Annotated in this window: 10 protein-coding genes; 5 read left to right on the top strand and 5 right to left on the bottom strand. The window is 37.8% G+C overall.

Annotation, left to right across the window (positions count from 1 at the left end; translation table 11 throughout):
• Positions 1–21 precede the first annotated feature (21 nt).
• Both sucD and sucC read right to left on the bottom strand, forming a co-directional pair.
• Entirely contained in the window at positions 22–897 is an 876-nt protein-coding gene (gene sucD, locus CES88_RS05180) for a succinate--CoA ligase subunit alpha (RefSeq protein WP_290731931.1), read from the bottom strand.
• A complete protein-coding gene (gene sucC, locus CES88_RS05185; RefSeq protein WP_290731934.1) occupies positions 897–2,069 on the bottom strand; it encodes an ADP-forming succinate--CoA ligase subunit beta in 1,173 nt (390 codons plus the stop codon). Before sucC ends, sucD begins: the two co-directional genes overlap by 1 nt.
• Positions 2,070–2,225: 156 nt before the next feature.
• Between sucC and CES88_RS05190 the strand changes: the two genes are divergently transcribed.
• Positions 2,226–3,110: an MBL fold metallo-hydrolase gene (locus tag CES88_RS05190; protein WP_290731937.1), complete on the top strand. Its 885-nt coding sequence runs from the start codon at positions 2,226–2,228 to the stop codon at positions 3,108–3,110.
• On the opposite strand, the gene CES88_RS05195 is transcribed toward CES88_RS05190, so the two are convergent.
• The gene (locus tag CES88_RS05195) at positions 3,105–4,712 is read right to left on the bottom strand and encodes a GYF domain-containing protein (protein ID WP_290731940.1); all 1,608 of its coding nucleotides are present in this window, start codon (positions 4,710–4,712) and stop codon (positions 3,105–3,107) included. The two genes, CES88_RS05190 and CES88_RS05195, sit on opposite strands and share 6 nt — an antisense overlap.
• A gap of 103 nt (positions 4,713–4,815) precedes the next feature.
• Between CES88_RS05195 and CES88_RS05200 the strand changes: the two genes are divergently transcribed.
• Positions 4,816–5,736: an arginase family protein gene (locus CES88_RS05200; protein ID WP_290731943.1), complete on the top strand. Its 921-nt coding sequence runs from the start codon at positions 4,816–4,818 to the stop codon at positions 5,734–5,736.
• A gap of 226 nt (positions 5,737–5,962) precedes the next feature.
• Here CES88_RS05200 and CES88_RS05205 read toward each other — a convergent pair whose 3' ends face one another.
• Together CES88_RS05205 and CES88_RS05210 are read right to left on the bottom strand one after the other, a co-directional pair.
• Positions 5,963–6,211, bottom strand: coding sequence for a hypothetical protein (locus CES88_RS05205; protein WP_290731946.1), 249 nt, complete (start codon positions 6,209–6,211; stop codon positions 5,963–5,965).
• 28 nt (positions 6,212–6,239) lie between these two features.
• The gene (locus CES88_RS05210) at positions 6,240–9,296 is read right to left on the bottom strand and encodes a hypothetical protein (RefSeq protein WP_290731949.1); all 3,057 of its coding nucleotides are present in this window, start codon (positions 9,294–9,296) and stop codon (positions 6,240–6,242) included.
• Positions 9,297–9,637: 341 nt separating this feature from the next.
• Between CES88_RS05210 and CES88_RS05215 the strand changes: the two genes are divergently transcribed.
• From CES88_RS05215 to CES88_RS05225, 3 genes are read left to right on the top strand one after another with little or no spacing between them, the layout of a single operon-like run.
• Positions 9,638–10,312 (top strand): succinate dehydrogenase cytochrome b subunit, encoded by a 675-nt coding sequence (locus CES88_RS05215; protein WP_290731951.1) that lies wholly within the window; start codon positions 9,638–9,640, stop codon positions 10,310–10,312.
• A 1-nt stretch (position 10,313) separates the two neighbouring features.
• Positions 10,314–12,245 (top strand): fumarate reductase/succinate dehydrogenase flavoprotein subunit, encoded by a 1,932-nt coding sequence (locus tag CES88_RS05220; RefSeq protein WP_290731954.1) that lies wholly within the window; start codon positions 10,314–10,316, stop codon positions 12,243–12,245.
• A 20-nt stretch (positions 12,246–12,265) separates the two neighbouring features.
• Positions 12,266–13,033 (top strand): succinate dehydrogenase/fumarate reductase iron-sulfur subunit, encoded by a 768-nt coding sequence (locus CES88_RS05225; RefSeq protein WP_290731957.1) that lies wholly within the window; start codon positions 12,266–12,268, stop codon positions 13,031–13,033.
• The last annotated feature ends 17 nt before the right edge of the window (positions 13,034–13,050 follow it).

Raw genomic sequence — 13,050 nt, forward strand, 5'->3', positions numbered from 1 at the left:
TATTTCTCCTTATAAAATATTTTATTTCTTACCTAAAACTTCTTCCATTTTGTGACCAAGTTCAGCAGGTGATCTAGCAATAGTTACACCACATTCTTCTAGAATTCTGAACTTTGCCTCTGCTGTATCATCTCCACCAGAGATAATAGCACCAGCGTGACCCATTCTCTTTCCTGCAGGAGCAGAAGCACCAGCGATGAAAGAAACAACAGGCTTAGTCATATTTTTTTGAATCCATCTACCTGCATCAGTTTCAGCATTACCACCGATTTCTCCGATCATAATAACTGCGTCAGTATCTGGATCTTTTTCAAATAGTTCTAGTACGTCGATGAAGTCTGTTCCATTAACTGGATCTCCACCAATACCAACACAAGTTGATTGACCAATGTCTCTTTGAGTTAATTGGAAAACCGCTTCGTAAGTAAGAGTTCCCGAACGAGAAACAACACCAACTCTTCCTGGCATATGAATATGTCCTGGCATAATTCCAATCTTACACTCACCCGGAGTGATAAGGCCTGGACAGTTAGGACCGATTAAACGAGTACTTGATCCTTGAAGAGCCGCTTTAACTTTTACCATATCAAGAATAGGAATTCCTTCAGTAATAGCAATAACAAGAGGCATTCCAGCGTCAATACATTCAAGAATTGAATCAGCTGCAAACGGAGGTGGAACCATAATCATGGCCGCATTCGCTTCTGTTTTATCTACAGCTTCTCTAACAGTGTTAAAAACTGGAAAACCTTCGTGAACAGTACCACCCTTACCAGGAGTTACTCCACCAACAAAGTTTGTTCCATAATCTCTTGATTGAAGAGAGTGAAAAGTTCCCTGCTTACCAGTGAAACCTACAGTAATTAATTTCGTGTCTCTATTAATTAGAATGGCCATTACGCCTCCCCTTTTGTTGCTTCAACAACTTTTACAGCAGCATCTGCAAGGTCGTCGGCAGCAATAATAGTTAAATCAGACTCGTTAAGAATTTTCTTCCCTAGAGCTACGTTTGTACCTTCAAGTCTAACAACAAGAGGAACAGTAACACCAAGTGATTTAGCTGCAGCAACAACACCTTCGGCGATGATGTCACATTTCATAATCCCACCAAAGATATTTACTAAGATGGCCTTAACGTTCTTATCTGAAAGAATAATTGAAAAAGCTTTTTCAACAGTTTCTTTAGTCGCTCCTCCCCCTACATCTAGGAAGTTTGCCGGCTCACCACCGTGAAGCTTGATAATATCCATTGTACCCATCGCAAGACCGGCACCATTTACTAGACAACCAATATTTCCATCAAGAGAAATATAAGAAAGACCAAACTTAGCAGCATCAAGCTCTTCAGCAGATTCCTCAGTTGGATCTCTCATCTCTTCAATTTCAGGATGTCTAAAAAGAGCATTGTCATCAAAATTTAACTTCGCATCAAGAGCAATCATCTCACCACTCTTAGTTTTCACTAAAGGATTGATTTCTGCAATTGTACAATCTGTTGCGATATAAAGGTCGTATAAACCTTTAAAGAATTTAGTCGCTTCTTTAACAAGCTCCTTATCTTTAATACCGATTCCGTAAGCGAGCTTTCTTCCAATAAATGGAGTAAAACCAGCAGCTGGGTCAACAGCAACTTTTATAATTTTCTCAGGAGTTTCTTCTGCAACTTTTTCAATCTCTACACCACCTTCAATAGATGCCATAAATGTTGCTTTACCAGTTGCACGATCAAGTACGATACCTGCGTAATATTCGTGTTCAATTTCACAACCCTCTTCGATTAAAAGTGTTAACACTTTCTTTCCTTCCGGTCCTGTTTGATGAGTCACTAGAGTCTTACCTAGAATGTCGTCAGCATGTGCCTTAACTTCATCCATATTTTTAGCAAGTTTAACTCCACCAGCTTTTCCTCTACCACCAGCATGGATCTGAGCCTTTACAACCCAAATATTTCCACCAAGCTTCTTGGCTCCTTCAACGGCTTCGTCGACGGACTTAGCTACCTGACCACCAAGAACTTTTATTCCAAACTTCTTCATCAGTTCTTTGGCCTGGTACTCATGTACGTTCATGAATCTCTCCTAAGTTTTGTATTAAAAATTTGTTCCCATAATAGTGGCAAGTCGTGCATCATACTAGGTGCTATGCTTCATAACAGATTGATTTTTGATGCTTTTGTGGCGACAATCTCTATATACTAAGAGATTACTATAAAAAAGGTTGAATACATGCAACGCAACACAGAGTATTTTTGTCTAGAACCTGCTAAATTTCGTTTAGACGGTGGAGCCATGTTTGGAATCATTCCCAAACCTCTTTGGAATAAAGTTCATCCAAGTGACGAGCAAAATAGAATTGACCTAGCTCTTAGACTTATCCTTATAAAGGATGAAAATAAGAATATCTTAATAGATACAGGGATCGGTGATCACAACTCCGAGAGCTTCAACGAGAGATTCGACGTCAGAACAGAGATGAAACCTCTTGAAAAAGCTCTCAAAAAAGCTGACCTAACACCTGGCGATATCACAGACCTTATTCTAAGCCATCTTCACTTTGATCATATTGGAGGAATTGGTGAGCTTATCGATGGAGTGATGACCCCCATTTTTAAAAATGCAAACTGCCATATCCATAAAGAGCATTATAATTATGCTCACTCTCCAACGATGCGAGATGCGGGATCATTTCACTGCAAGAACTTTGAGCCCATTATTAAATGGTATGAAGAAAACTCTAAACTCATCTGGCATAAAGGTGAAGAAGGGAAAATTCTAGACTTAGACAGTGGACCACTAAACTTTAAATGTTCTCACGGCCACACACCTTATCTGATGCACCCCTACGATGACAGAATGATTTATCTGGCCGACCTCATTCCAACTTCTAATCATATCCATATACCTTGGGTCATGGGCTATGACATTAGTCCTGGAGTCACAACAAAAGATAAGGAAGAATTTCTACAATTTATTTACGATAGAAATTTAACTATGATCTATGAGCATGATCCTATCTACTGGGGCGGAAAACTCACTCCGAGTAAACATGGTTTCAGTGCAGGTGAAAATTTTAAGAAATTTGATCAGCTCGCGTATAAAATAGAATTATAACTTTAGATTCTTAAGTTCGAGTCCAGTTTCATGGGCCTTTGCTTTAGAAGTTTCTTGAAGAAATAATGAGCGTTTTATAAATAACTTCATAAGACGTTCTCTATTCTTCTTTCTAAGTCTGTTCACTTTCTTCGTCATCGTAACCATATCAGATGACATTTCTCCAATCCTCTTTCCTTGCTCTAATAATTCTTCAAACTTTCTAGCAATGATAGGATCTGAAACTTCAAACTCTTTATATTGTTTATGAGTCTCTAAGATCAGTCCCTGCAAGACTGGGCCAATATTCTTACTGTAAAGAATTTCAAAAGACTCAATTTCCTTTCCTCTACGAATTGAAGTTAAAACATCTTCATACGTTTTATAAATTTTAGTAGAAAGCATTGAAAATGTTTTATATCCCTCTAAAATGTGAGTATAAGGCTTTTTCTTTTCAATTAGGTTTTTCTTTTTAAATTGAGAGAGATTCTTATCGAAATCCTCTCTCGTCCCAGGAAAGATCAGACTCTTTCCTCTAAAGCGAAGTTGCTCAGCTGGTTTAAGCAGGCCAAGAGAGAGCTTTGAATAGAGGTATTTAAATGCTCTCTGCTCTACTCCTGTAGGAATGGCCAGTAGCTGAACATAGTACTCACCCGAAGCGAAGTGATCCCCTTTTACAATCTTAACTTCTGGAAATTTTGCAACTCCATTAATCAACATTCCCATCGCAGTTGCCACAACTTTCTCTTCGGCAAGAACCTTATCTTGCACCGAAGTAAGAGTTAAGTAGACTTTAGATTTATGCTTAATATTCGCAGCAAGAATTAACTCTTTAGAGTCTTTTGACATAAAGATCTCGGCCTGAACATTATTCACAAAGGGAGCTTTTCTAACCTCTCCAATACGATCAATTGTAATGGCAGAAAAATCCTCTAAATTCACATAGGACTGTGTACTTTGATATATTAAATAACCTGACAAGATCAAAATAATAAAACAAGAAGCAACAGCAGTTATCAACTTATAGTTAAAAGGCTTCTTCTCTACCTCAGCTTCAATCTCTAGCCAGATGTCTTCTTCAGCCTCTTCCTCATCAATAGAGTCTGGTTTGGGAATAAAAAGAGGCGCGGGTTCAGCTTCGATTACAGGTTCAATTGCAGAAATAGTCTCCGCGACTTCCACAATCTCCACCACCTCAACAATTTCTGGAAATTCTGGAAGAGCTTCTTCTTCCTCTTGAATTTCAAATGGAATCTCAGGGAAGTCTGGTAACTCTTCTTCAATACTCTCCTCAGCAACAACTTCTAATAGAACTTCTTCACTTGGAATTGAAGGTAGCTCCGGAACTGCAGGAAGTTCAATTATTTCTTCTAAAGCAAAATCTTCAACAATAGGAAGATCCGGTAACTGAGGAAGATCGGGAAGATCACTTGGAGGATCAATTAAAGTTTCTACTGGCTTAAATTCCTGAAACTCTTTCAAAGGGTACCAGTCATCTACCCCTTCTTTCCAGAGAGGAACTTCATCATCGACCTTGCCATTTTGCAACATTTCTCTAACTTCTTCTGTTGAAAATGGTCCTAAGTGATGATCAGATTGAAAAATAAACCACGTTTTTTCCATATCTTAGTATGTTAACTTGCTATATGGAATTGCTCAAGCTTATAGATTTATAAAATTGCTCTATCACTTTGCTTAATTTCATTTCTTGCTCTAATATGCCGCCATGAAAGAAGACATCAAAGATATTCAAACACAACTCGATAAGAGAGCGGCCTCTAAACTAAGAATTGAACCCCTTAACGATTTCAAAAATAGCAATCTTAAGAATATATTTATTCTAAGTGAATCCGACTTAGGGGTTGTTAGAAATGGAGGAAGAAGAGGAGCGGCCTTTGGGCCAAAGGCCATCGTCAACACTCTTTTAAAAATGACTACCCATAAGCAAAAAGAGAATGGGTTAAAATCTATTAGAAGTCTCCAGCCTTATACTCCTTTTACTCAGCAACAAAGTGAAGATATTTCTTCAATTACCGAAATCTTGAAAAGTTATACTTATTCTCATATTTGTCACCTAGGAGGAGGACACGATCACATCTACCCTCTCTTAAAAGCGTTAAATACGAGAACAAATAAAATCGCAGTAATAAATATTGATGCCCATCTAGACACAAGGACAGACCTAGAGACTCACTCTGGAACTCCTTTTAGACAATTTGCCAACGAAGTCGAAGGAGACTTTAAATTAATTCAGCTAGGTATTCACGACTTTGCAAATGAAATAAGTAACTATACTCCACTTAATAAGAGCGAGATGGAAATCTATTCTGTTTCTCAACTAAGAAAAGAGACCTCGAACTTTACAGCGGTTCAGGCCTTTATGGATAAAGTCACTCAAGATCTTTGTGAGTTTACAATAATTCTAAGTTTAGACTGTGATGCCATTTCCTCCCAAAGTATGGAGGCCGTAAGTGCTGTTAACCATAACGGACTTGAGCTCAGCTTTGTGAGAGATATTTTCTCTTGGTACTACTCGTTAGACCAGAAGCAGAAATTTTGTGGAATTTATGAGTACAATCCAATTTTTGATAATTTGTCCAATAAAGGGGCAAGAGCATTGGCCTCATTAATTGAGCCATTTCTATAAAAAAGACGAAAAAAAACCCATGAAGAAATTCATGGGTCTTTTTTTTGAGAGACATTTTTTGGAGATATGAAAAAATCCTTTCTTCGTAACTCCTACACACACACTTAATATATAGCAAGACGTGTGCCAACTTTTCGATTGTCCCTAATAAATATAACTATCTGTATTTACTGGATTAAGAATGCGACGCTTCCGCCATTTTTATGACAAGGACCGATTTCAAGAGTCAACTTACTGACTCACCTCTTAGAAATTTTCCGAGATAGTAACTCGCATCTTCCAATGCGTCATGAGCCGATTCTCTTCCAAAAATAGATTTAACATGCTTCCAAATTTTTCGTGTCTCGATCTGAACAATATCAATCTCGGCCATAAAACCGTCTTCAATTTGATTAACAGATATTCTTCCCTCACGGAAGTCATCTGTTTCAATTTCAACAAAGAATTCTTTTGGAAAGTCTTTATTCAATTTCATCTCTCTTTAATAATTAGTGCCTAGTCTTCTACTCTTTCTTTACACCATTATCAATAATTTCATTAAAATCTTGTAGAGAAAATCTCTTTCTTGCTTTCTTCTCTTCTACAGGTTCTTTCTTAACCGATGCAGGCGCCCTTTTGGAGAGAACTTTTTCGATAACTGCTGCGGAAGTCTTATCTTTTTCAATAACTTTAATTTCACCAGTTCTTTCATCTTTTTCTAGGATAATTTCTGTTCCACCTTGAGTGATGACTTCAGTACCATACTCAGAATAGAGTTTTGCAAGCTCGCTCTGGTCAGCTGATCGTACTTCGTTAATATTTTGATATGATACAACACTTACATTACTAGAATTTTGAAGCTGTGAATCTTCAATCTGAGTTGCGCTCAGTAATGCTCCTGAAGAACTTCTAGGAGCTATGGAACTAGAGCCTCTCGAAGCTTCACTATCGAGAGAGCCTCCTGCGGAAGACGTGCTCGATGAGTACTGAGAAGGAGCTGAGTTTGGAGTGCTTGATTGTGATTCAGTTGAACTCTGAGAAGAACGACTTGCACTTCTCTGTGGAGTTGAACTCGCCTCAGCAGCTCTCTTACTTCTAGTTGACGAGAAAACACTTTTAGAGTTCTCTCTCTCTAAAGAATTAGAGTCTAATTTTGAAACACTTTCTCTCGTTGATGCCGGAACTCTTTCCTTCTTCTTTTTCTTCTCAGCCTTTTTCAATTCAAGTTCAGATTTTGCAAGCTCTAACTTCATTTTTTCTAAATCAACTTTTAACTTATTAAGCTCTAACTGGTCTTTCGTTGTTGTGTTTTCTTTACTAAAACTATTCTCTGTCGGATTAACTTCTCGCGACTTACTATTATCAATTTTTGTTATTTGTTGAGTTGCTGAATTTTGCAATCTCTCCTCAAGATCTTGAATCCTCTTTTCCATTAATTCTTCTTTACTAAGCTCTCTTTCTTCTTGTTGACGATTATTAAACTTGGTGTTTCCAAGCATGAAGTCACTAGTATTAGAATTAGAATTAAAATTCATTACAGGTTTAGTATCTAGCGGTACAGATGAGTCGAAACTCGACTTAGACTCGACGACAGAAGGAACTTCGCTCCTCTCCAAGTTCGTACTTTCAAAGTCAGAAATTTCTTCACCACTCTCTACCGGAGTATCAACAGTACTGGCTACTTCTTTTACTGACTCTGTAGCGTCGCTTATTGCATCTTCAACGGGAATATTTGCAAGTTGTGGCTCTTCCACCACGATTGCTTTAGGTATATTCTCACTCGCTCCCTCAGGATTAGGATTGGATAGAGCTCTATCAATAATATCTCGAACGGCATTATCCACTGGGCTTGAGTTGTAGAACTTTGAGACATCTATCACAAAACTTCCGCCTCCCCAATTGATAACGTTTCCTCCACCATAACTATTAGTCGGATTTAAAAGAGCCCCAGTCCCTTTACCAGTGTAATTTCGCCAATCAAATGATAAAGAAAGGTTTTCCTTATCACTTTCATCTGAGCCTGCAACATATAAGTCAACAATTTGATTACGTTTACCTGTCGCTAAAGTTTCTGACATTTCCATAGAAACGCCTGTAGAAAAGTCTACATTATTTAATTTCTCATCTTCAAAATTAAGTATGGCATAAGCGTTTAAAGGCTTACTTTCATCCACTAACTTCTTAGAGCTATTTGAAAAGAAACTTCCGTATCTTTTAAAAATAGAATCAAAGACTCTTGACTCTGATTTATTTTTAGCTACACAGTAGAGTTGATCAAATTTAAATTTATCGTTTTTATACCTATTCTCTCTTACTTTCTTTGCTGTTTCTTCGTTTAAAGAAAAGCTCAGTCTTGGCTTAGGATCAGATATAGCAGCACAAGAGTCTTTCATAGTTTTAACTAATTTCTCACACTTATTATTTAATTTCTCATTTTGCTTATCTTCCATAAAATTCTCAAGAGATGCGATAATTTGAGGTAACTCAACTTTAGATCTTTGAAAAATTTTATTTGGATACTGCTCACTAAAGTAATCAATATACTCACCTACAGATTTTTTTAGACTGACGTCGTTAGTATAGAAGTAAGGCTTATTAGGAAAGTTATCTATTCCCTTAAACAGGTAGAAGTTTTTCATACTTACTAGAAAAGCTGTATCCATTCTTCTTTGGTAATCAGCTAACCCCACTGCTGCATAGAGATTCGCGTCAGTTCCCCTCCACTTAGCCTGAAGTCTTCTAGCAATATTTTCTACTAGCTCCTTATGTTGAAAATTTCCAAGCGACTTATATTTAGAGTCATTATTTGGGTATCTCTTATTAATCTCATTTAATTTAAAAGCATCTGCATCTGTTTGTTTTAAAAAACTTTCATTTACCCAGTGAGTTGGAAAGTAGATAAAGTCCTCACCTGAAGTTCTCTTTTTTCTTAGTTCAGGAGCTTGCGGCATAGAATCTATGTCCATTCCAACACAATTCTTGCAGTCTTTTAATGAATCAGAGAAGCTCTCTTTTAATGCAAGGAGATCTGACTCCTTACAAAAAGGCTTTATTTCTTCCATAAGTGTCTTTGAGTCATCACAGGTTTGTCTAGAGTAAGAATCTAAATACTTCATACCATTATTACTTGATGGCATATTGGCAATTTCTCTATTCTTTTCTTCTCTATATTCTTTAAGCGCTTTAAAACTATTTAAAGCGATATTCTTCTTACTTTCTTTTATAAGATTTTCATCAAACTTTTTAAGATCTTCATCTGTAACTTTTTGCTCGTAAGTTGATTCACCAACGCATCCGCAAAATCTATCTTCGTCAGTATATTGGTCGCAGTAATTATAAAGACCAACTTTCATCAACTCACTCAATTGTTCGTCAACAATACCTTCTCTATTTCCTTCACAAATAGCTTCAGCCATTTCTCTTTGGGCCTTAGCGGCTTCCTTAACTTTCTCAATAGAGATTTCTGCTCCTCCCTGCTCAACTCCCTCAACTTTTTGTGCTCCTTCCCCAGGAAGTGCCTGCACTGACCAAGTGGTAAACAAGAAGAATGTAAATATAATTGCTGTCTTTACTTTATCCATACCTGTCCTGATCGGTCGGTTACTCAAAAATACTTAGTTACTCAAGAAATATTATATCGCGTTAGATAAGATTAAAGCTCTTTATTAATGCCTAGTTAGTACCCCCTCAAAAAATCCAAATACTTACGCCCCTCCACAGATAATATTTACATATAGATTCGAGCCATTAAATTTGGGCGAATTCTCAACAAATTACAAATATTGCTCCAGAAGAAAATTGCCTCATGGCCATTAGCAACATAAGAAATCACTTAATTTATCGTAATTACAGGAGTACAATCTGATCAATTCAACAAAACTGAAAGAAAACCATTCACTTATTTTAAAGGGGTAAATATCCTATGGCTTCATCAATGCTAAAGTATGCGACTTCTTCGGTCGTAAAAAAACAAGTTATGGGCATTACGGGCCTACTGCTTTGTGGCTTCTTACTGTCACACTTAGCCGGTAATTGCTTAATGTACTTCGGACCAGAAGCGTTTAACACTTACGCTCACACACTTGTCACAAATCCATTTATCTATGTGGCAGAAGCGATTCTCGCGGCAATTTTCTTAACCCATATTGGATTGGCGGCAAAGCTAACAATTGAAAATAATCGAGCAAGACCACAGAAGTATTATATTAAGCAAAAGACGGGAAGAGGGGCAACGTTCGCTTCATCGACTATGCCTTACACAGGGCTTTTAATTCTTATCTTCATGATTCTTCACCTTATTCAATTTAAGTTTGGTCCTGTCTACACAATCACTCATGGTGGTGTAGAGATGAGAGATATTTATAAAACGGTTGTAGATTACTTTCAAAGTCCTCTCGCAGTTCTTTGGTATATCTTCTGTATGATTGGACTAGGAATACACGTGAGTCACGGTTTCTGGTCAGCATTTCAATCAATTGGTTTTTGGCACCCTAAGTACACTTGTCTTCTAAAGTGTTTAGCAAAAATTTTTGCTGTCGTAGTAACAATTGGTTACTCTGCCCTACCAATTTTCTGTTACCTTCAGGGAGGAAATTAAGATGACTGAAATAAAGAAACTAGATGGAAAAGTTCCTGCGGGAAAACTTCAAGAAAAATGGGATCAACACCGTTTCAATATGAAACTTGTGAACCCTGCAAATAAGAGAAAGTATAAAGTTATCGTTGTGGGAACAGGACTCGCTGGAGCCTCTGCTGCTGCAACACTTTCAGAGCTAGGATACGAAGTAAGTACATTCTGTATTCAAGATTCTCCAAGAAGAGCACACTCTATTGCCGCTCAAGGTGGAGTAAACGCAGCCAAGAATTATCCAAACGATGGTGATTCAATTTGGCGTCTATTCTATGACACTATTAAAGGTGGAGATTATAGAGCGAGAGAGGCCAATGTTTATAGACTGGCCCAAGTTTCAAATAATATTATCGATCAATGCGCGGCTCAAGGTGTTCCTTTTGCTCGTGAGTACGGTGGTACCCTTTCAAATAGATCATTTGGTGGAGCACAAGTTTCAAGAACATTCTATGCTAGAGGTCAAACTGGTCAACAACTTCTCTTAGGGGCTTACTCTGCTCTTATGAAAGAAGTTGGAAAAGGAAAAGTAACTTCTTATACAAGAAGAGAGATGGTTGAACTTGTTGTTGTAAATGGTAAGGCCAGAGGGATTATCACAAGAAATGTTGTAACTGGTGAGTACGAGAAATTCTCTGCTGACGCTGTTCTTCTTTGTACTGGTGGTTACGGAAACGCTTACTTCCTCTCTTCCAATGCTATGGCCTCTAATGGTTCTGCGGCATGGAAGGCCTATAAAAAGGGTGCGATGTTTGCAAACCCTTGCTACACACAAATTCACCCAACTTGTATTCCTCAACACGGAGACTTCCAATCTAAGCTAACGCTCATGTCAGAGTCACTTAGAAATGATGGACGAGTTTGGGTTCCAAAAAATAAAGATGAAACAAGAAAAGCAAATGAAATACCTGAAGAAGATAGAGACTACTACTTAGAAGAAAAGTACCCTTCTTTTGGTAACCTTGTTCCAAGAGATGTTGCTGCAAGAAATGCAAAACAACAAGCGGATATGGGAAAAGGAGTTGGTTCAACAAAAGTTGCCGTCTACCTTGATTTTGCAGATGCAATTAAAAGAGAAGGAATCGAAACAATTAAAGCTCGTTACGGAAATCTCTTTGATATGTACGAAAGAATTACTGATGAGAACCCATACGAAGTTCCAATGAGGATCTTCCCTGCTGTTCACTATACAATGGGAGGCCTTTGGGTTGACTATAATTTAATGACAACAGTTCCAGGTTGTTTTGCCCTAGGTGAAGCAAACTTCTCGGATCACGGTGCAAATAGACTTGGAGCTTCAGCTCTTATGCAAGGTTTAGCAGATGGATACTTCGTTATTCCTTATACATTAGGACACTACCTAGCAAGTGAAGGACTAATTAATGAAAACATTGATGATAGCGCTCCTGAATTTGATGAAGCTCTTAAATCATCACAAGCAAGATTTGATAAACTTCTAGCAATCAATGGTTCTAAGTCTGTAGACACTTTCCACAGAGAACTTGGTGTTGTGATGTGGGACTATGTTGGGATGGCGAGAACTGCAGAAGGACTAAAAACTGCAATCTCAAAAATTCAAGCGATTAGAGCAGACTTCTGGAAGAACGTAAAAGTAACAGGAAGTGCAGACGGAATTAACATTGAGCTTGAGAAGGCCAATAGAGTTGCAGACTTCTTAGAACTTGGTGAACTCATGGCGAGAGACGCTCTTACTAGAGAAGAGTCTTGTGGTGGACACTTTAGAGATGAGTACCAAACTGAAGAGAATGAAGCTCGAAGAGAAGATGATAAGTTCTGTCATGTTGCAGCTTGGGAATATACTGGTGACGAGAAAGAGCCAATTAGAAATATTGAAGAGCTTGAGTTTGAAAACGTTGCTCTAACACAAAGATCATACAAGTAGGCCAAAGGTAGGAGATTAATATGAGTTCTGATAATTTATTGACTTTAAATCTAAAAATTTGGCGTCAAAAAAACAACAAAGAAAAAGGTGAAATCGTTGATTACACAATTGATGGAGTTTCACCAGATGCATCTTTCTTAGAGATGCTTGATATTCTAAATGAAAAGTTAATTGCAGAAGGCAATGACCCTGTTGCCTTTGATCACGACTGTAGAGAAGGTATCTGCGGAATGTGTTCACTGATGATTAATGGACAGGCCCACGGCCCTGAAGCAGAGACAACGACTTGTCAGCTCCACATGAGAAAATTCAAAAATGGTGAAACTATTGTAGTAGAACCATTTAGAGCGAGAGCATTTCCAGTTCTAAAAGATCTTATGATTGATAGATCAGCCTTCGATGACATTATCGCTTCAGGTGGTTTTGTTAATGTAAATACTGGAAACGCGCAAGATGCTAATGCGATTCTAGTGCCAAAAGAAAATGCTGAACTTGCAATGGACGCGGCTTCTTGTATTGGTTGTGGAGCCTGTGTAGCTTCATGTAAGAACGCTTCTGCAATGTTATTTGTTTCTGCAAAAGTTTCTCAACTAGCACTTCTTCCTCAAGGAAAACTTGAAGCTGAAGAGAGAGTAAAGAATATGGTTTCTAAAATGGATGAACTCGGTTTTGGAAATTGTACAAACGAAGCTGAATGTGAAGCCTCATGTCCGAAAGGAATTTCAATTAGCAATATTGCTAGAATGAATAGAGACTTTCTTTCTGCGGCTGTAAAATCTAAAAGTTAAAGAGTTGGCCCTCGAAA

Source organism: Halobacteriovorax sp. JY17 (genome assembly GCF_002753895.1).
In the GTDB taxonomy this organism is placed as follows: Bacteria; Bdellovibrionota; Bacteriovoracia; order Bacteriovoracales; family Bacteriovoracaceae; genus Halobacteriovorax.

Coding starts and splice junctions, on each gene's coding strand:
- CES88_RS05195 (WP_290731940.1), bottom strand. CDS start 4,712: ATGGAAAAAACGTGGTTTATTTTTCAATCTGATCATCACTTAGGACCA.
- CES88_RS05215 (WP_290731951.1), top strand. CDS start 9,638: ATGGCTTCATCAATGCTAAAGTATGCGACTTCTTCGGTCGTAAAAAAA.
- CES88_RS05220 (WP_290731954.1), top strand. CDS start 10,314: ATGACTGAAATAAAGAAACTAGATGGAAAAGTTCCTGCGGGAAAACTT.
- CES88_RS05190 (WP_290731937.1), top strand. CDS start 2,226: ATGCAACGCAACACAGAGTATTTTTGTCTAGAACCTGCTAAATTTCGT.
- CES88_RS05205 (WP_290731946.1), bottom strand. CDS start 6,211: ATGAAATTGAATAAAGACTTTCCAAAAGAATTCTTTGTTGAAATTGAA.
- CES88_RS05200 (WP_290731943.1), top strand. CDS start 4,816: ATGAAAGAAGACATCAAAGATATTCAAACACAACTCGATAAGAGAGCG.
- sucD (WP_290731931.1), bottom strand. CDS start 897: ATGGCCATTCTAATTAATAGAGACACGAAATTAATTACTGTAGGTTTC.
- CES88_RS05225 (WP_290731957.1), top strand. CDS start 12,266: ATGAGTTCTGATAATTTATTGACTTTAAATCTAAAAATTTGGCGTCAA.
- CES88_RS05210 (WP_290731949.1), bottom strand. CDS start 9,296: ATGGATAAAGTAAAGACAGCAATTATATTTACATTCTTCTTGTTTACC.
- sucC (WP_290731934.1), bottom strand. CDS start 2,069: ATGAACGTACATGAGTACCAGGCCAAAGAACTGATGAAGAAGTTTGGA.